This is a genomic window from Bacillus sp. AR4-2 (genome assembly GCF_008274865.1).
GTDB lineage: Bacteria > Bacillota > Bacilli > Bacillales > Bacillaceae_G > Bacillus_A > Bacillus_A cereus.
In genome coordinates, this window is sequence record NZ_CP031062.1 from 2,861,587 (window position 1) to 2,880,062 (window position 18,476).

An 18,476-nucleotide genomic window follows, 5' to 3' on the forward strand; every position below is an offset into this window, starting at 1 on the left:
TATCCTTCATTATATGTAAAAATTTTAAAAATAACAATTTTCAGAACTATATGCATACCTCTTTTATCCAAAATAAAAAGAATGTCATGTAACTGACATCCTTTTTTATTTTGTCGTAAGCATTAAGATTGATTTTCACTTTGGAATACACTTGATGTCATATCATAAATGCAACTACTGTCCATAGTTACGAACTTAAAAAAGCACCTCTTTTAAATATAACTATAACAAAATTCCATTCACTTTCTTTTCATCTATTTATTAAATTCAATTTGCATCATTTTATTAAACTGCGGAACAATATCGACCCCACCTATAGAGTTGAGACTGATAGCCAATGTATGTTTGCCTCCAATTACTCCCCCAGCAAAAGTTGTAAATCCAGGAATTCCTCCTCCATGCCCCCAAACTGAAACACCGTTTGGAAGTTTAGTCTCATAGATTCCAAGACCGTATGCGTCACCAACCCCTTTGCCTTCTATAGGAACTGTAGTAAGCATTTCTTTTAGCTCGCGTTCCTTCAGTAACTTACCACCGAGTAAAGATGAAAAGAACTTATTTAAATCATCCGCATTAGAAATCATATCTCCAGCTGCATTAGCTAAACTCGGATTATAATACGTAATGTCTTTCAACTCGCCTGTTCCTTCCATTTTCACATATCCACGAGCATGATTCTTTCCTGGGATGACGGGTGAATTTCCTGGTAAAAACGTATTTGATAGGTCCAAAGGTTCAATAATTCGCTTTTCGATTTCTTCCGCATAACTATTTCCAGTTATTTTTTCAATAAGCATTCCTAGTATTACGTATCCTGTGTTTGAATACAACCAGTCTTTACCCGGCGAGAAATCTGGAGGCAGCGAAAGGCCTATTTTCACTATTTCTTCTGCTGTATACGTTTTTTTCGAATTCATTATGTCCGCGTCTTTTGACTTTAAGTATTCAGCGATACCACTCGTATGATTCAAAAGTTGTCGTATCGTAATTTGATTACCATCATACCCATTTCCTTGCACGAGACCCGGTAGCCACTTTTCAATTGGATCGTCAAGTTGTAAGCGATTTTCTCCTACTAATTGAAGAATAGTCGTGGCAGTAAACGTCTTCGTCACACTACCAATCCGAAAGCGATAATCCGAATTCACCGGTTTCTTTGTACTTAAGTCCGCCACGCCTGCAGTAAAACTATTAGTTTTTCCGTTATTAGACGCCTTAGCTAATATTCCTACAGCACCAAGCTGTACTGTTTCCTGCATTACTTGTTTCCAGCCATTACGATTCTTTTGATCATGTACTTGTGACGAACTAGAAATATTTTGGGTTGACTCTGCAGTCACAGTAAAACCAGGTGTGAATAGAGCAGTACCCGCTAATAAAACTGCAAAACTTGCTAACTTAATTGAATTACATTTTTTCATAAGGCTTTCTCTCCTCCATTAATATCGGATTGATTCAGGCTATACTTTCATCCTATATGATAAATCTCTCTTTTTTCTTATCCATTCCTTACGAAATACTTACGTTTAAATTTAAATAGGGTAAACTGAGGAAGAGTTATGCATGCAAATAAAAAGAGAACATGTTTTCATTTTTTATGTAAACATGTTCTCTTAAACATTTAAAATTCTATATCAACTTTTCATCCTATTCTTTACACAACTAATTTATATGCCTTTTTACCAGCCCGCACTAGCATTCATACCATTTCCAATAATAGAAAGTAATAGCGGCCATAATACTGGTCCCAATGTAAGAAATACATTTAGAAGTATGAGCATTCTATATCCAACGGTGAAATTGTGATTTTTACGATTAACAAATACTAAACTGATTAATGATATTATAGTTGTTAAAAATAATACTAACATTAGCAACCAATACCACACCATTAAACTAAGACTCCATGGTGTTAATAGCTCATGTATGATACAAAATGAGATTCCTAATACAGAAAAACTAAAACTAGTCACCGCTGTTTTTATAAGCCATTTATTTATTTTTTTATCGTATGTATTTTTACAATATAAATCTATTAAAGTATATAAAGATAAATATGCCATTAATACACCTATCCAAGACAATAACCAGTCTCCGTCCCCTTTGAATAATACGTACAGTAACCAACACATACCTACTGCAGAAAAAACAAAGGAAATAAGTATGCTTTTTAATACCGATTTCATTACATTTTCACACCCTTAAAAAACTTAAAAATTAATTATAGTTTATAAAAATTAAGTATAGGTTAACATGTAATGAAGTATAAGTAAATAATGTTAATTTTGTTTACCTATTTAAATACGGTTTCATATAAGAAAATAATTCATGTTAATCAAATTTCCGTATAAAAAAAGAAAAGGTGGATATTTATGTATCCACCTTCCCATCTCCCTCTACCCACTTCATTATTTCTTTCACATCTAAATCCGTATACGTCTTTTCCCCATAACGAACAGACTCATATAACGAGATAATATCCCTTGTTCTACAAATTCTTTTTAACCATTGTTGCATCGTTTCATAGGACCTTCTCTGTTCATGAAATGGTAATGTTCTTTCCCATTCAACTAACGTTTTTCTTATCTTATCTGTCGGTAACGGCTGTTCTAACTGATGAATGACTTTTTCATTCTTTATGCTTCTTACCGCAGTTTGCTTTGTGATCGATTCTTTCTCCTGTACTATTTCTGTTTTCGTCAATTTTTTCCTAATATACTTGTAGATGGCATATATAATTGATATTGCGATTATCACATAAAAAACTATAGTAATCCATACATTTGAAAGAACAGAAAGCACGTCATTCCATAGACTTTCTCTTTCGAAAGGTTGAAATTTTTTACCCGTTTTCGTTCTTATACCTGTATCTTCTACTTCTTCATATTCATCTTCATCTATTTTGGAATCATCAAAATTTTCACCTATACTAGTAAAGTCATAATTTCTTTCCGATATTGTCTTAGTCTTACTGAAAAAACGCTCTTTTACTATGTCTTGTACATACACAACACCTTGTGATAACGTTATCGCACTAATCGCAAAGAAAAGTATGATTAAAGTTCTTACACTCCATAACTTCACTTTCATATGCCGCTTTTTATTCACCATGACATAAGCCCCTTCTTATTCTTTCATTACAATCCATTTATTCGTTCTACTGTATTTCTTTGGTGAAGTACCAATAATTAAAGGAACCGCATCCAGTTCCTTTCGACGAAAGCCTGCTGTGTAAAAGTAAGAAGAAGATATAGGCGTATCTTGGTCTGATATCGAGGCAAGTACCTTTAATACATTTTGCAAATGTTTCCGATTATCCCCATTTTTTATATGTAGCAAACCGTTATCTTTTACACTATTGATCCATACTTCAAACGAACAGTTTTGCATAAGAAGTTGTTTGCATATACCTGCTGTTAATTCAATTAGTTCCTCTATATCATTTCGCAAAGAAACACCACTTTTATTTTGCAAGTTGAGATAAATCGCGTATTTATCACATTGTGTTCGCTCATACTTTTTCGCAATTATCGTCCCTGTTTTCGCTGTTGCACTCCAGTGGATGGAACGAAAATCTTCATTTTCATAAGACTTTACTCCCATTACTTTCGTTTCATCATATAAGGGTGAAGACATCGCTTTTCGAAATCCTCGTGACCATTCTTGTAATTCAGGAACTTGTATTTTCGGAACAGCTGGTAAGACTAAATAAGAGGGCGTATCAACTTGTTTATATGTTATATGGTTCGTTATAAATCCAAAGAGATCAGTAATAACAATTTCAACTTCTTCCCATTTCGCGATGCCTCTTTTTAACGCTACAGCTTGCAAATCAAATGAAACTGACTCCCTTCCTTTTAAATTAAAATTCATATAATAATTTGAACCTGTACTATGATTTTTGTTTATTTCATCATGATTCCAAGTTAGCTTATTTTCACATTTAAATCGAAATACGATATTAAGAATAGGAAATATCGACTTGTTTGAAATTTTCATTTTGCACATATTCGTTTCACCTATAAAAACATTCGAATTCCCTTGACTGTATTCCCATTCAACACGAGATACTTTACGTATATATACATGCGTAGCACCTATTAAAATTACATATAAAAATACGAGAGATAAAAACAGTAGATTACTTGAAAATACACTTAAAATAACGGCTACAACTGACATAACCCCCATTACGAAAGGCTCCGCTAAAGGTGTATACACAAGCTGTTGATTCATCGTACATTCTCCACTGGCACACTAATCGTATGAAGAATTTCTTTCATAATTTGTTCTTTCGTCGTTTTCATCTCTCCCTCAATTGTTAACGTTAAACGATGAGCACAAACGGATGCAGTGAGCGTCTTAATATCATCTGGCGTACAGTAATCTCTTTCATTTAATATTGCCCGTGCTTGAATCGCTCTCATAAATGCCAACGTTCCCCGAGGGCTTACACCAATTTCAATTAACTCATGGTTACGAGTTGCTTCAATAATTTCAAGGAGATAATCTTGCACATCATTCCCTACTAACACTTCTCTTGCACGCTTTTGCATCGTAATAATTTCTTCACTTGAAATAATAGAATGTAACGTTTCTAACGGATCATTCATTTGAAACCGATTCATCATTTCCTTTTCAGCTTCTCTCGTAGGATAACCTTGGCGTATTGTGAGTAAAAACCGGTCTAACTGAGCATCTGGTAAAGGAAATGTGCCCGCTGATTCGAGTGGATTTTGCGTTGCTATAACTAAAAAAGGTTCTGGTAATGAATGTGTCTGTTTCGCAATTGTAACCGTACGCTCTTCCATAACCTCAAGTAACGAAGATTGTGTTCTCGGTACAGCTCGATTAATTTCATCCACTAATACGATATTTGCAAAAATGGGTCCTAACCTTGTTTTAAAATCCGATTCCTTCACATCAAAGTATTCAAGGCCAATAACATCTCCAGGCAAAGTATCCGCTGTAAATTGTATTCTTTGAAATTTAGCGTCCACACTTTTAGCCAAACTTTTCGCTAATGTTGTTTTTCCTGTCCCAGGTACATCTTCTAATAAAATATGTCCCCTTGCTATAAGAGCTATAGCTGCTAGTTCTATCGATTCGTCTTTTCCTATAATAACCTTCGAAATATTATTAGTAATTTTCTTTAATGTACTCATATAGTATCTACCACCTTTTAATTATCTAAAAATTAAGAATATATTTTTCCAAATTATAACATGTAATCTGAAGATGAAATAGAGTGAAAATGAATCTTTTATTTTTTCTTCATTGCACGCAAAAAAGCACCTATTGTCGTATATTGACAATGAGGTGCTTAACTCAATCCAACAGCCTTCTTTCCCTCTAATTTTTAGTAACAATACATCCTTTTTTCTGCCACGCATGCATTGTTTTCAATTAACTAGTAAAATGCATTCTAATATTACATATAATAAAAACCATTTCGATTTGTTCGTTATAGAACTTCCTCTACATCGACACTCTCAATCTTCACTTCATACATATTTGGGATGCTTGCTTCTTTTGGTACCCATGCATAATAATTTTGATCATTCTCTAACATAAATTGAATTAGCTTTGTTTCTGATCCATTCCAGAAATTTTTAAGATTATCAATGTAGTCTTCTAAATCTTCTTTATAGTCCAGTTGTAATATATAATCTCTTACCGTCAGGGCAAACACAATTAAACTTCCTAATAGATTTTTTTGCTCATTTTCTTCTTCATACTCTTGTGGTAAGAACCACACTTGACCTATTCCTATCGTTTTTTTGTATTTCTCATAAAAACTACTATCATCCATATTCTCATAGTCATGTATTAATTCATTGACCAATGAATGCCATTTTGGCGGAATAATATTTTCCAATGCAGGATTATGTTCAATTCCTTCTACTATATCCTCTATTTCTTCTGTCTCATCTTCATAGTGATATTCACTTAGGTCTATATGCTTAAATTTCATTTCATTTTTATAATGTGCCAAATCATATGGATAATGATTATTATCTTTTAAACTTATATCATCCAGTTCCAAAATTTTCGCAAGCGCTGCCGTTTCAAAGCTCCAATATCCTACATATCCAGGTTCTTTATGCGCATTTTTCCACTCATAATCATAATGACCTTTAAACCATTCTTTCTCCATGTACGTTTGTAATCTTTTAGATGCTTCTTTTTTATCTATTTGTGCAAGTTCTATAATCTCTCTCGTTTTTGCATATGGATTTTCTTTATAATATCTGTTCGTCATGTTTGTGTATCCAATATCACTAGCGCATAAGAGGAAATCAATTACTGCGTCATTCATATTTTTTGTATCAACTATCTTTTTTAATCTTTCTATATTCTTTTTATCCGTTTCTAACAAAATCCCTAAGGAAATCATCCAAATCAGACTTAAATATCCAATTTCCCTACTTCCTGTATTCTCTAAATCATAAATTGCATTATGAAAATCTTCTTCTATTACACTAACATCTTCCCCTAAAGAATACTTTGCCCTAATATCCTCCATCTCATATCTAAAATTGGCTAGATATGTCCCTTCTATAATACTCTTATTATCTTTAGAATATCTTTGAATTCCATTTTTAGTATCTTCTTCTAAACTTTTAATATCTTCTCTATTTTCCTCTATAAACTCTTTATGATATTCAATTCCTTCTCTACACTTTTCTTCTATACATAAATAATCTCTCATACCATTCAATTCCTCCTAGCTTCTAAATTATGGCCATTCTCCAGCGATGTTACCCTTTGCATCTATCTTAAATGTTTTAACCTTTCCGCTACTATCGACTTTTGATAATACTCTTTCTACCTTATCTCTCTCCAACGCTTTTGTAATCTTATCTGCTAATTTGTTATCTCCATCAACAGCTTTCAATATTCTACTTTTTTCAGTATTCACACCTGTCAACCAACCATCTGACATTTGTGGTCCATCTTTAGTTTTTCCTAATTGTGAACTACCAAACTTTGCTTCATCAATAACATATTTAATATTTGAATTTGGATTTGCATTTTCGTATAATCCATCAATTCCTTTTACTATTTTATCATTTATACCTGTTGGTGCACTTTTTCCGACTGGCTTTAAATCAAATCCAGCTTCTTTTAAACTTTGATTATTCAATAAATTGTCACTAGATTTTATTTCACCATAATTACCTTTTTGCTTATTTGTAGCTGTTTTTGCATCAAAATTGTCTACATTTGTATTTTTGTTACTGCTAGGTTTACCGTTAGCCGCACCTCCACCAAAAGACTGGATTTTTTGAATAGTATCCTTAGTATTTTGAATCGATTTATTCCAAACAAATCCACCATGTACAAAAAGACTTGCCCCAGTAGCTGTTGCTGCTATATCTAATGGAATAACAATTGGTGATACTAACCCACCAGTTCCTACTTCTGCCACGATAGTTAAGAAATTAGATCCGCCTATGAGCGAGATACCTTCAAACATTTCTACAATGGACCCGGCTATTTAATAATATTGCCCTGTTTTTTTTAATGTTTTTTGACATTGAAAAACAAACTATATACCTGCAATTGAAGCCTATATGCACATTCTGTTAGCTTTAATTCATAAAAATAATTTCGATAAATTTATAGCTTACCTTTCAATTAAAAAAGCACTTATTGTCTCAAATAGACAACCAAGTGCTTTAAGTTCATATGTTTTTAAGTAGTATTAAATTTGTACGTTTTGTAGTAGTTGTCATGACACCTTCTGTATGGTATGACAATTACTACATTAAACCTTACGAGTTTGTACGAGTTCGTTAGTTTTTTGCCCATTCCAGATATTTATATTTATCAACTAATCACTATGAGTTGTAATCTCAGAGTCTCATTTCCCTAAAAATAAAACATCATATCTATTACGCTTCATCAAACAGACATCCCGATTTGTATAATTATTGTCGGATGTAAATAAAAATATTAAATAACTAAATCAATTTGGCAGCTGAATAGTTACCTTATTTTTCTCCTGAAAACACATTAAAAATCTAGTTTATTTAAATCATTATGTTTTATAAATCGAGCTATTTCCATTTCTAAATCAATTCTATTAATATTTTTATCAAAAATAAATCCTATTTCCCCATTATATTTTTTTAATTTAGTTGGCATATCCCAATACTCCATCTCATTTTCAAACTCATATAATCCAAAAGTAAGGCACATGTTTCTTCCGTTTTTTTCAAAAAAAATAATTATGTTATCTTTATCAAAGTCTTCATAAATAATATTTATTTTAGTGTCATTCATTCTTGCACACCTTCCCAAGTAGTATACTTACTAGATTATCATTTTTAACCATACAATAAATTATTACTTACTCCCAATTCTATATAAATGATAATATTTATCATATAAACCACAACATGCGTCCATTCCTGGGTTTGCACTCATTGACTTTTCGATCACTTTTTCCCATGAACCATACTTATTAAATGAAAATTCTGCTGTTGGACCATGTGGATTACCATATTTAACCTCATTTCTAGCCATTACACGCTCTAGTCCTTTTGGATCATCTATATAATCATTTAATCGATTCTGATTTCTTTGATTATTTACCGCTCTTGCAATTTCTTCAATTGAATTTCCCTCATTCTTCATTTTATTAATTAGTTCTATAATATTATCATTTTTATCATGATAACTCTGCCTTCTTACAGTTGCCTGAGCCACTTGTTCTGGATTTGTCCAGTCTAGTGCATCAGCAAATCCACCTATACTCTCCGAGTTTGGATTTGGAGAAAACCCATAAACTGCATCTGGATTTTCATGTATATCTTTTGCCGCCTTTGGATTATCCATAGGATTATTCTTATAAGCAAATCTAGTATCACCCGTACCCTTACCACCATCTTTAGACTTCGCAAACTTATAATAAGCTTCTATTAATTCGCCTTGAGGTATTTTGGTTACAATAGTTCCACCAACACTAGAGAATGCATAGGAAGCCTCTCTCTTAAATGATTGTAACATTTCAAGCGTAGGCTTCAATTCTTTTGCTAGTTTTACTGCATTAGCAAATGTACTTAATCCACTTGATGCTTTTGCTCCTTTTGTGATATGGCCTACTTTATTTAGTGCCCTATCGCCTAATATTGTGGTAGCTATTTGTGTTAATCCATAGGTAGTCAATTCTGTACGACTCTCTGCATCTCCCTCTATCATATCTCGTTTTATTTTATTTGAAAATGCATGCCACATATTTTTTGCAGTTTCATCCAAATGGAAAAGTGCATAGGTTACATTAATAAAAGTTCCTATGTCCATATTACTTAAAGCTATTGCGGACTCGATTTCATCACCAATAGCTTTCCCCGATCCTCTTTGAATAGCTTCCCACATCTTTTTCGCTGTTTCAAACGTGCCAACTATACTGTCTGTCGCATCGTCCCAAGCATTTCTAACCGGAGATTTCTTCTCAATTATGTTATTTGTTTCTATATCTTTAATTGACTGATCATTTTTTCGAGCTGTTTCTTCTATAATCCCCTGAATCGAACTCACCCAATCCATATTCAACCCTTGTGTACTAAACGTCCCACTCACAGGACTAAATCCTTTCCCGCTTTGCACTTCAGCGAGTCCGGCTGTGATGCTAGCCGCTAATTGGAGAGCGGTGCTGTAGTTGTTGCTGGATGAATGATTGAATTCATATAAATGCTCTAGTTTTTCTTCCAGTTTTTTTCTCATTGCACCTAATACCGTTACAATCGCACCTACTCCAGGCATTGGTGTAAGTACTTCTATTGCTTCTATACTTGTAATCGATTGATTAATTCCCCTTATTTGTTCTCTTATTTCTTGTTCAATCACATCTGTCGAAGCAACTTTCGCTTGGAACTCATTTGGAAATGCTTCATTTTGGCGAATTAATTCTTCACATAAGCATATGAGTCCTTGCGCTAACGGCCGAAATGTTTGGACAAGGTAGGCTTTTGCACTACTGTATGTTTGTCCTTGTAATACTGTATCTATCGCAAATGCATCAATAGATTGAATGGCTTGTTCCATACTTTGAATCGTAGCATTACATATAGCGTTCATACTTTGAGTTTGACTTTGTACTTCTCCCAAATACATGTTTAAACTCATGTATTGGCCTCCCTTTGTAGTTGCTGCTGTTCATAGGAAAGGTCGTTTTCTTTCTCACTGAGATGCCGTTTTTCTTTAAGCAACGTCTCTTTTTCATTTTCTAATTCGAATGTAAGTTTTCTTTCATACTGTCCGATTTCTTGCCGCATATTCGTAAAAAGGTGAAACACTTCTTTGTCGCCGTGCCAAGTTTCTAGTATTCGGTTAAATAAACGATTACTTCTATTTTTCCATTCATGAAAACTAACCTCAGCTCGTTCTTGATTTTGCAGCGCGATTCGGTTTTCATTTTGTTCTTCAAATATATTTCGTAATTTTTGATTACATTGACTGATTCTCTTTTCAATTTCTTGACTCATCTTTTCTCCCTACCTTTTCCCCTTTACGTAGGTTGTTACATTATTGAAAAGTCTTTTGAAGTCCTGTATCCATTTTCTCAAATTCATTTGCTACGGAATGGATATTATCAATTGTTTGTTGAAAAGCAGTACAAAATTGTTTCGTGATCTGTAAATTTTGTTGATTTGCTTCTTGTGCCTTGAAGTTCACAGATAGTGTAGTACGCGTTGCCTTATTTATAGAGCGACTAGTAGCACTTTGCATTCTATCTGAAGCATTTCTCATTTTCGTTGCAAGTTGCGTTGCCGTATGCAAATTACTTTGAAATTCTCCCATTACTTACTCCCCTCTACCTTTTATTTACAAGAAAATTATAACACGGAAAAATATCCCAATAAACCAAATGTTCGAATTTAACATACAATTCACCACAGTTACTGAGGATACGAGCAACACTTATAAATCAACATAACTGAGTCCAAAATGGATTCTACTTATACAAAAAAGATGACTTCAGCCATATGCTAAAGTCATCTTTTTCTACCTTATTATTTTACTAACTCTCCATTATAAGCTTTTATATCAAGAGGAGCAGTTAAAAATTGTGCTGCTTTACTAACGAAAGATGTGAAGTGTTCACTCGTATTATGGCTCGCAACTGCTGCTTCATCTTTCCATACTTCTACCATCGTATAAACACTTTCTTTTTCTGTATCTTTATATAAGTCATAAGATACATTTCCACTTTCTTCTCTTGAACCATGAATGAGTGGCTGAATTTCTTCTAAAAATGCTTGTTGTTTTGCTGGATCTACTTGAAATATTGCGTGAATAATAATCATGGTGTTTCCCCTTTCATATTCCACTTATTTCTTTAAAATTACTTCCACTCTGCAACTTTTTCAATTGGAAGACGTACTGATTGGTAACCACTGTCAGCAGCTTTTCCGATTGAAATTAACATAACTGGTACGTGACGGTCTTTATCTAGTCCGAAAGCTTCTGCGATTTGATCTTTCTCAAAACCACCAATTGGACAAGTGTCATAGCCGTGCGCACGAGCTGCTAGCATAAATTGCATTGCTACAAGACCACCGTCAATTAATACCGTATCTTTCATTACTTCTGGTGTAACCATTGAGAAGTAAGCTGAAAGTTTTTTCATTTGGTCTTCTTTTACTTCTGCTGGCATTAAGCCACGCTCTACTGCTGTACCGTAAATTTCCTCTGCGTTATCAAAATTGTTTAAATCACCAAATAAAGCAATCATTGCTGAAGATGTTTCTACTTGAGATTGATTGAATTTCGCAAGTGGCGCAAGTGTTGCTTTCGCTTCGTCACTTTCAATCACTACGAATCTCCATGGTTGCATGTTTACTGAAGATGGTGCAAGTGTTGCTTCTGTAAGAATTTCTGTCATTTCTTCTTTGCTAATTTTCACTGAAGGGTCGTACTTACGAATTGAACGACGTCCTGTTAAAATTTCGTTAAAATCATTTGTTTTTACTGAGTTAGTCATAGTTGTATTCTCCCTTTTTTATAATTCTTTTATATTTTCTTGAATGTGATTTAACATATTTAAAAGATTATCGCGTTCTTCCTCACTTAATCCTTTAAATGCAGATGCTGCAAAACGTTCTTTTTCTTCTTGAAACGCCTGAATTTTATTTCGCCCCTCTTCAGTAAGAGAAACTAACGTAATTCTGTTATCATCTGGATTTTTACGTCTTACAATCATTTCATTGGCCTCAAGCTGCTTTAAATGCCTTGTTATCGCAGCATTATCAATATTCACTTCTTGCTGAAGTGCTTTTTGACTAATTTCACCTACTTCAAATAATTGAAGTATAAGCTCTAATCGAGACTGGCTCATACCCGTACACCCTTCAAATTTCGAACTTACTTCTTTATTTAGAAAGTGTAATTTATATAAAATAATCGCTTCTTTTGAGCATGAACTTGTCAAATTACCCCTCCTTTACAATCAAAATAAAAACATTTGATGTATCAATAGTTGATATGTCAATTAATATAATCTATATCGATTTAGAATGCAAGCATTTTGTTTTCATTTTATTTTTTCCAAATTAAGGCGCTTTGTAGCGTTACAAATAATGTTAATTGCACTATAATAGTAATAATTTAAATGACTGGAGAGTGATTGATAATGCGGCAATACACAAATAGAAATGAGGAAATGAAAATGGAAAATGAAATGAGGATATTCATAAATGACAACAATAAATATAGGGATTGTCGCGCACGTAGACGCTGGCAAGACGAGTTTGACTGAGCGTATTCTTTATGAAACGAATGTGATTAAAGAAATTGGCCGAGTAGATAGTGGTAATACACAAACTGACTCAATGGAATTAGAAAGACAACGCGGCATTACGATTAAAGCATCTGTCGTTTCTTTCTTTATTGATGATGTAAAAGTAAATGTCATTGATACACCTGGACACGCTGATTTTATCGCTGAAGTGGAGCGATCATTCCGCGTTCTAGACGGTGCGATTTTAGTTATCTCTGCCGTTGAAGGTGTGCAAGCACAAACAAAAATTTTAATGCGAACATTACAGAAACTAAACATACCGACTATTTTATTCGTTAATAAAATTGATCGTAGTGGCGCAAACACTGAAAAAGTTATGAAACAAATAAAAGAGGTTCTTTCAAATGAAGCATTCCCCTTCTATTCTGTTCTAAACGAAGGAACGAAAGAAGCCCGGATCATTGAATACAAATCATATGACGATTGTATGGAACTGTTAGCACCATTTAATGAATCGTTACTTGAATCATATGTAAATAACGAAATAATACCGGACGCACTATTAAGAGAAAAACTAGAACAGCAAATACAGCAAGCAAATGTGTATCCAATCTTTTTCGGTTCAGCAATGACAGGTATAGGAGTAACTGAAATACTTGAAAAACTTCCGGCCCTAATGCCAGCTCTTACATCGGCACAAGAGGAACCATTATCCGGTGTTGTTTTTAAAATTGAACGTGAACCTTCTGGAGAAAAGGTTGCTTATATAAGAGTTTTTTCAGGTAGCTTACATGTTAGAAAATATGTTGATATACAGCGCGACGAGTCTCTACCACATAAAGAAAAGATTAAAAAAATGTGTATGTTTCATAGCGGAAATGCTGTTCAATCTACTATCGTTCCTAGCGGAGAATTTTGCAAAGTGTGGGGACTGAATGATATAAAAATTGGTGATATTATCGGTGAACGTACGGATTATATAAAAGATATTCACTTTGCCGAACCACAAATGGAAGCAGCGATTGATGCGGTACCTAAAGAGCGAATTCATGATTTATACGCTGCACTTATGGAACTCTGTGAAGAAGATCCACTCATTAAAGTGTGGAAAGATGATGTTCATAATGAACTTTATATTCGCCTTTTCGGTGAAGTACAAAAAGAGGTTATCGAAACAACACTTTATGATAAATATAACTTACAGGTTACTTTCTCAAATACGCGAGTTGTATGTATTGAAAAGCCAATTGGCATTGGGAATTCCGTTGAAGTCATGGGTGAAAAAGCGAATCCATTTTACGCAACAATTGGTTTTAAAATTGAACGTGGTGAACTTAACTCTGGCATAACGTATAAATTAGGTGTTGAGCTTGGTTCATTGCCTTTAGCATTTCATAAAGCGATTGAAGATACAGTATTTCAAACGTTAAAACAAGGATTATATGGATGGGAAGTTACAGATATTATCGTCACGTTAACACATACTGGTTATGCTAGTCCTGTTACAACAGCGAGTGACTTTAGAAATTTAACACCGATCGTATTAATGGATGCTTTAAAGCAAGCTGAAACATATGTATATGAACCAGTAAATGAATTTGAATTAACTGTACCGGAGCACGCAATTAGTACTGCAATGTATAAGCTTGCTGCCGTTCCAGCAACTTTTGCAGAGCCTATATTCAATAACAATTCTTATCAGTTAACAGGATCATTACCTGTTGCGAAAACAGAGAGTTTCAAACGAATACTACATTCATTTACAGAAGGAGAAGGCATATTTACAACGAAGCCAGCTGGTTTCACAAAACTTATGGCTCCCTTCCCTACTCGAAAACGTGTTGATTATAATCCGCTGAATCGTAAGGATTATTTACTTCATGTTTTGAAGGCTTATTAAAGTAAAAGAGGTGCAATTCGCACCTCTTTTGCATGTATTAATAGGTTAGTTTGTCCTAACAACTTCTTTAAGTTTTCCTATTATTTTCGCTATAGCCTCAATTGAATTTTCCGTTTCATATCCCCCAACATTTACAGAATGATTTACATTTTTGACAACTTCAATCTGTAAATTCGTTTTATATAACTGATCAATTTGACCTGCATTGTATTGGTGATCTTTATCCCCAATAACTAAAAACCCTTCGTGTCGACTATGTAAGATAGAATCAAAAATTGTATCAAACGTCAGTAAAGGTGTAAATAGTATCATTTTTGACTGCGCGAATTCTTCTCTCCTCATTAAATCATTTGCAATCGGAATTGTTCCGAGTGACTTCCCTAAAAACATAGTCTCGTTGTATTGCTCATCTTTTAATACTTCATTTATTACCGGATTAATATCATCCATCATTACTTTCGTTACTTCTTCCATTGGTTTATTCATTAATTGTCCATCATAAGAATAATGAATATGTACAACATCTATTTTATGTTCAAGCATTAACATCGTCGCGTAATAAAATAACGGCTTATCATAATTGTATCCTGAACCTGAAAACATAAAGCAAACGGTACTAGAACCTTTTTCGATATGTGTGTAATAAATTACTTTGTCATTTATATGTACCTCTTTTTTAGTTCCCTTCACCATTTTCCCCTCCGAATACATTTACTTTTGTAATACGATATGTTCTGTGTGAACTGATACATCCTTTACTTTCTCTTTTATAAATGCAGGCTGTAAGTTATATGTATGCAGTTCTTCTACTGGCACCCATCTAAACAAATACGTTCTACCCTCTTCTTCCAAAATATATTGATCCGCTCCACTCGCAGGTAACTCATGTAGCTCTACTTCATAATAAAAACTAATTTCATGAAACTTTCGCTCAGAAAGTGTAAAGAAATTTTCTACTGACCATATTAACCTTTTCCTTTTAATAGGAACACCTATCTCTTCCGCAAGCTCTCGTTTTAATGCATCTTCACTATTCTCTAGCATTTTTACTCTACCGCCGGGTACATACCAAAAACCTTCACCGTCACCTTGCAGAATGAGTATTTTATTATCATGTTTACAAATTGCTCCAACGCGGTAATTAAAACATGTTTCCTCAACTTTAAACGTAAGATCCATCCGTAACGCCCCCTTATATAAATATCGAATTATTACAAAACAATTATGTAATTACTGTACAAATAAGGTTACTAAATTTATCCACTCCATTCAATGGTTTTTGAATTTTCTAAACTATTATTTTTCATCATTACAAGTGTATATACATATGTTACAATCATATTGCACACTAGAAAACATTATGGGGGTACGGATGGAAACGTTATTAATCCAGCAAACTGAGAAATCAAATAAGTTTTGGAAAATCGTTGTGAAAGAAAAAGACTATGTTGTGTTTTACGGAAAAATTGGCACAGCTGGCAGTGTGAAAGCGAAAGAGTTTGAAACAGAAGAAGAATGTATGAAAGAAGCTAATAAACTAGTTGCTTCCAAACGTAAAAAAGGATATACAGACCCGTTGCCTGGGGAAGATTACATAAAAGAAAAAACGATAACCGAAGAAGAATTTTGGGAGCTACTTCATCGTGCAAAAACGAAAGGTGAGGACCAAGAAGAACAAATAGAATGGCTTACTTCTCACCTTGCTAAACGTACAGTACATGAAATTGTAGCTTTTGATACGCATATGCATCGCCTTTTGAAAGACTCCTATACCTCCCGTTTATGGGCAGCAGCCTATATTATTATGGGTGGCTGTTCAGATGATACTTTCGATTACTTCCGCGGATGGTTATTATATCAAGGAAAAGAGACATACGAAGCTTGTATTGAAGATCCAGAACGATTAATTCCTGTATTAGAAAATTTGAGTGAGTATGACGTCCCAGAGATTGAAGAACTTACTCTATATTTCGGGCAAGAAGTTTACATGGAGAAGACTGGGGATGAAGATGATACATACTTTACACTATACCATGTCTTAACAAATGAAGAGTTTGAGGAAGTTGATATCGAGTTAGATTGGGATGAAGACGATGAAGAAGGTTTAAAAAAGATGTTTCCTAAGCTATGGGAGATGTACGGGGAAGAACCGATTGAGTGGTAGATTAATTATTCGTGAAAAAATGCCTTGTTTCTTTAGTAACAAGGCACTTTTTTTGATACTATATTTAAATTATCATCTTTCCACTCTCCCACCACTCCATAAAAGTCTTTAAAGAAGGAGCAACCCACGTTCTACTATCATTTTCATGGTTCCATACATATATGTCATCTCTTTGTACTTTTCCATTCAAAATGGAATAGCCAAACAAATCACCATTTCCCCCATCAGCAAAAAATAATAAACAGTCAAAAGGCATGTATAAATCCTTAAAATCAACTATATTTCTCATACTCATATTTTCAGTTTTAATTTTTGAAGCAGACCATATAAAGTCACCGTATTCACCTTCTATACCGTTTGTTTCCTGTAATAATTGATATAAATCATTCGGTAACTCCACATGTAAACATTTTTGTATATCAGTAAGTTCATCCTTCGTAGCTGGGTTTTTCAAGCTTAAATTTGATGAGATACTGTGAATGGTGTCTTTCCACATCACCTTTTCCTCCTTATGTGCAATCAAGCATATTCAAAGAACTCCGCTAAATTTATTGATACCATCTTTCTAACAATTCCTTCTCCCTCTCGCCTGAAATACCTGCTTTTAATTCCCATTCTTCCGTACTCTCCATCCACTCATACACATCTGTAACTGTCTCTTCTATTCTTCTAAAAGTAAGCCCTTCATTAACCGCACTTTCGATACAAATAGAAAACCCGCCTCTCCACGGCTTCGTCTCACCATCTAATGGGAAAGTTTCTGGAATCCACAAAGGCATTTCTGTCCAAGGCTGCACATTATGTTCACTCATAAACGCTTCGTCTACCCAAACAAATTCAGCATCGCTATTCGTAACCTTTTTACACGTATTTAATAGCTCTTCCATCGTCAATTCATCATTCGGACCTGTTATATTAAATGTTCCTGCTTTATGATGTTCTGCCATATTTAGCCCCCATCTCGCGACATCTTTTATATCAACTAATTGCACGGGACGAATTTTTCTTCCTGGTACTAATACTTTCCCACCCTTTGCTACACGCTGAATCCAGTATGGAAGTCGATCTGTATAATCAAACATTCCTGAAAGAAGACCTGCTCTTGCATGTAACACACGCCCCGGCCAATACTTCTCTGCTTCTTTTTCGCATAATACTTTCAGTGCACCATAATACTCATAAGGTGAAACTTCACCATTCTCTACAGCCTTTATTTGATCATCCGTCGGTTCAGGTTGTAATATATAGTCTTCTTTTATGTCATGCGGAATCCAATCTTTATATACGGAAAGGCTTGAGATGAATATATAGTGTTCAATATTATCTTTAAGTACTTCTCCAACATTTCTAATGTGATGCGGAGAAAATCCACACGTGTCTATGACAACATCCCACTTTCGATTTTTTAAACTTGATACATCGTTATTTCTATCACCGATTAACTGCTCCACCTTAGAAAAAATTTCTTTGTTTGTTCCTCGGTTAAATAACGTAATTTCATGCCCTCTCTGTAAAGCCTCATCTACAAATGCTCTTCCTAAAAATCGTGTACCGCCTAGAATTAGAATTTTCATGGTTCTCCCCCATTCGTGATTAATAACCCTTCCTAATGTTTAACGATTTTTTATTGAGGAAAGTTACGGGGAGCGTTTAAATTTTTCTAC

The 18,476-nt window shown here is 34.1% G+C and carries 19 protein-coding genes and 1 pseudogene; 2 read left to right on the forward strand and 18 right to left on the reverse strand.

Annotation, left to right across the window (positions count from 1 at the left end):
• Nucleotides 1-254 precede the first annotated feature (254 nt).
• From DN399_RS14810 to DN399_RS14880, 14 genes and pseudogenes are all read right to left on the reverse strand, one after another.
• Nucleotides 255-1,421, reverse strand: a complete 1,167-nt coding sequence (locus tag DN399_RS14810; RefSeq protein ID WP_000710628.1) for a serine hydrolase domain-containing protein — start codon at nucleotides 1,419-1,421, stop codon at nucleotides 255-257.
• Nucleotides 1,422-1,679: 258 nt separating this feature from the next.
• Nucleotides 1,680-2,186, reverse strand: coding sequence for a DUF3902 family protein (locus DN399_RS14815; RefSeq protein ID WP_000843833.1), 507 nt, complete (start codon nucleotides 2,184-2,186; stop codon nucleotides 1,680-1,682).
• 184 nt (nucleotides 2,187-2,370) lie between these two features.
• A complete protein-coding gene (locus DN399_RS14820) occupies nucleotides 2,371-3,111 on the reverse strand; it encodes a hypothetical protein (RefSeq protein WP_086411724.1) in 741 nt (246 codons plus the stop codon).
• 15 nt (nucleotides 3,112-3,126) lie between these two features.
• Nucleotides 3,127-4,236: a DUF58 domain-containing protein gene (locus DN399_RS14825; protein WP_006927606.1), complete on the reverse strand. Its 1,110-nt coding sequence runs from the start codon at nucleotides 4,234-4,236 to the stop codon at nucleotides 3,127-3,129.
• Nucleotides 4,233-5,165, reverse strand: coding sequence for an AAA family ATPase (locus tag DN399_RS14830; RefSeq protein WP_000105663.1), 933 nt, complete (start codon nucleotides 5,163-5,165; stop codon nucleotides 4,233-4,235). Before DN399_RS14830 ends, DN399_RS14825 begins: the two co-directional genes overlap by 4 nt.
• 299 nt (nucleotides 5,166-5,464) lie before the next feature.
• Complete coding sequence (locus DN399_RS14835; protein WP_149149736.1) at nucleotides 5,465-6,712, reverse strand: PoNi-like cognate immunity protein; 1,248 nt, start codon at nucleotides 6,710-6,712, stop codon at nucleotides 5,465-5,467.
• 27 nt (nucleotides 6,713-6,739) lie between these two features.
• Nucleotides 6,740-7,501 (reverse strand): annotated as a pseudogene (locus DN399_RS14840) (hypothetical protein); the annotation flags it as partial.
• Nucleotides 7,502-8,019: 518 nt separating this feature from the next.
• The gene (locus DN399_RS14850) at nucleotides 8,020-8,289 is read right to left on the reverse strand and encodes a hypothetical protein (RefSeq protein ID WP_001000171.1); all 270 of its coding nucleotides are present in this window, start codon (nucleotides 8,287-8,289) and stop codon (nucleotides 8,020-8,022) included.
• A gap of 63 nt (nucleotides 8,290-8,352) precedes the next feature.
• On the reverse strand, nucleotides 8,353-10,134 hold the full coding sequence (locus DN399_RS14855) for an LXG domain-containing protein (RefSeq protein WP_149149738.1): 1,782 nt from the start codon (nucleotides 10,132-10,134) through the stop codon (nucleotides 8,353-8,355).
• Nucleotides 10,131-10,493, reverse strand: coding sequence for a DUF3958 family protein (locus DN399_RS14860; protein ID WP_016122743.1), 363 nt, complete (start codon nucleotides 10,491-10,493; stop codon nucleotides 10,131-10,133). Before DN399_RS14860 ends, DN399_RS14855 begins: the two co-directional genes overlap by 4 nt.
• Nucleotides 10,494-10,533: 40 nt before the next feature.
• Nucleotides 10,534-10,809, reverse strand: coding sequence for a TIGR04197 family type VII secretion effector (locus tag DN399_RS14865; protein ID WP_000503639.1), 276 nt, complete (start codon nucleotides 10,807-10,809; stop codon nucleotides 10,534-10,536).
• 212 nt (nucleotides 10,810-11,021) lie between these two features.
• Nucleotides 11,022-11,315 carry a putative quinol monooxygenase gene (locus tag DN399_RS14870; protein ID WP_000583804.1) on the reverse strand — a complete coding sequence of 98 codons (294 nt, stop codon included), beginning with the start codon at nucleotides 11,313-11,315 and terminating at the stop codon, nucleotides 11,022-11,024.
• 38 nt (nucleotides 11,316-11,353) lie between these two features.
• On the reverse strand, nucleotides 11,354-11,992 hold the full coding sequence (locus DN399_RS14875; protein WP_016122744.1) for a nitroreductase family protein: 639 nt from the start codon (nucleotides 11,990-11,992) through the stop codon (nucleotides 11,354-11,356).
• Between the two features lie 18 nt (nucleotides 11,993-12,010).
• Nucleotides 12,011-12,439: a MarR family winged helix-turn-helix transcriptional regulator gene (locus DN399_RS14880; protein WP_000204162.1), complete on the reverse strand. Its 429-nt coding sequence runs from the start codon at nucleotides 12,437-12,439 to the stop codon at nucleotides 12,011-12,013.
• A gap of 265 nt (nucleotides 12,440-12,704) precedes the next feature.
• On the opposite strand from DN399_RS14880, the gene DN399_RS14890 reads away from it, so the two are divergent.
• Complete coding sequence (locus DN399_RS14890) at nucleotides 12,705-14,648, forward strand: elongation factor G (RefSeq protein WP_149149739.1); 1,944 nt, start codon at nucleotides 12,705-12,707, stop codon at nucleotides 14,646-14,648.
• Between the two features lie 45 nt (nucleotides 14,649-14,693).
• Here the strand turns inward: DN399_RS14890 and DN399_RS14895 are convergent, their stop codons facing one another.
• Both DN399_RS14895 and DN399_RS14900 read right to left on the reverse strand, forming a co-directional pair.
• Complete coding sequence (locus DN399_RS14895; protein WP_121868300.1) at nucleotides 14,694-15,359, reverse strand: alpha/beta hydrolase; 666 nt, start codon at nucleotides 15,357-15,359, stop codon at nucleotides 14,694-14,696.
• A complete protein-coding gene (locus tag DN399_RS14900; RefSeq protein WP_149149740.1) occupies nucleotides 15,360-15,827 on the reverse strand; it encodes an NUDIX hydrolase in 468 nt (155 codons plus the stop codon).
• A gap of 193 nt (nucleotides 15,828-16,020) precedes the next feature.
• Between DN399_RS14900 and DN399_RS14905 the strand changes: the two genes are divergently transcribed.
• Entirely contained in the window at nucleotides 16,021-16,812 is a 792-nt protein-coding gene (locus tag DN399_RS14905) for a DUF4240 domain-containing protein (protein ID WP_000449119.1), read from the forward strand.
• 64 nt (nucleotides 16,813-16,876) lie between these two features.
• On the opposite strand, the gene DN399_RS14910 is transcribed toward DN399_RS14905, so the two are convergent.
• Nucleotides 16,877-17,308, reverse strand: a complete 432-nt coding sequence (locus DN399_RS14910; protein ID WP_000265342.1) for an SMI1/KNR4 family protein — start codon at nucleotides 17,306-17,308, stop codon at nucleotides 16,877-16,879.
• A 52-nt stretch (nucleotides 17,309-17,360) separates the two neighbouring features.
• A complete protein-coding gene (locus tag DN399_RS14915; RefSeq protein ID WP_149149741.1) occupies nucleotides 17,361-18,386 on the reverse strand; it encodes an SDR family oxidoreductase in 1,026 nt (341 codons plus the stop codon).
• Nucleotides 18,387-18,476 lie beyond the last annotated feature (90 nt).

Excerpts from the sequence above, each read along its gene's own strand:
- DN399_RS14810 (WP_000710628.1), bottom strand. The coding sequence starts at position 1,421 with ATGAAAAAATGTAATTCAATTAAGTTAGCAAGTTTTGCAGTTTTATTA.
- DN399_RS14815 (WP_000843833.1), bottom strand. The coding sequence starts at position 2,186 with ATGAAATCGGTATTAAAAAGCATACTTATTTCCTTTGTTTTTTCTGCA.
- DN399_RS14820 (WP_086411724.1), bottom strand. The coding sequence starts at position 3,111 with ATGGTGAATAAAAAGCGGCATATGAAAGTGAAGTTATGGAGTGTAAGA.
- DN399_RS14825 (WP_006927606.1), bottom strand. The coding sequence starts at position 4,236 with ATGAATCAACAGCTTGTGTATACACCTTTAGCGGAGCCTTTCGTAATG.
- DN399_RS14830 (WP_000105663.1), bottom strand. The coding sequence starts at position 5,165 with ATGAGTACATTAAAGAAAATTACTAATAATATTTCGAAGGTTATTATA.
- DN399_RS14835 (WP_149149736.1), bottom strand. The coding sequence starts at position 6,712 with ATGAGAGATTATTTATGTATAGAAGAAAAGTGTAGAGAAGGAATTGAA.
- DN399_RS14850 (WP_001000171.1), bottom strand. The coding sequence starts at position 8,289 with ATGAATGACACTAAAATAAATATTATTTATGAAGACTTTGATAAAGAT.
- DN399_RS14855 (WP_149149738.1), bottom strand. The coding sequence starts at position 10,134 with ATGAGTTTAAACATGTATTTGGGAGAAGTACAAAGTCAAACTCAAAGT.
- DN399_RS14860 (WP_016122743.1), bottom strand. The coding sequence starts at position 10,493 with ATGAGTCAAGAAATTGAAAAGAGAATCAGTCAATGTAATCAAAAATTA.
- DN399_RS14865 (WP_000503639.1), bottom strand. The coding sequence starts at position 10,809 with ATGGGAGAATTTCAAAGTAATTTGCATACGGCAACGCAACTTGCAACG.
- DN399_RS14870 (WP_000583804.1), bottom strand. The coding sequence starts at position 11,315 with ATGATTATTATTCACGCAATATTTCAAGTAGATCCAGCAAAACAACAA.
- DN399_RS14875 (WP_016122744.1), bottom strand. The coding sequence starts at position 11,992 with ATGACTAACTCAGTAAAAACAAATGATTTTAACGAAATTTTAACAGGA.
- DN399_RS14890 (WP_149149739.1), top strand. The coding sequence starts at position 12,705 with ATGACAACAATAAATATAGGGATTGTCGCGCACGTAGACGCTGGCAAG.
- DN399_RS14895 (WP_121868300.1), bottom strand. The coding sequence starts at position 15,359 with ATGTATTCGGAGGGGAAAATGGTGAAGGGAACTAAAAAAGAGGTACAT.
- DN399_RS14900 (WP_149149740.1), bottom strand. The coding sequence starts at position 15,827 with ATGGATCTTACGTTTAAAGTTGAGGAAACATGTTTTAATTACCGCGTT.
- DN399_RS14905 (WP_000449119.1), top strand. The coding sequence starts at position 16,021 with ATGGAAACGTTATTAATCCAGCAAACTGAGAAATCAAATAAGTTTTGG.
- DN399_RS14910 (WP_000265342.1), bottom strand. The coding sequence starts at position 17,308 with ATGTGGAAAGACACCATTCACAGTATCTCATCAAATTTAAGCTTGAAA.
- DN399_RS14915 (WP_149149741.1), bottom strand. The coding sequence starts at position 18,386 with ATGAAAATTCTAATTCTAGGCGGTACACGATTTTTAGGAAGAGCATTT.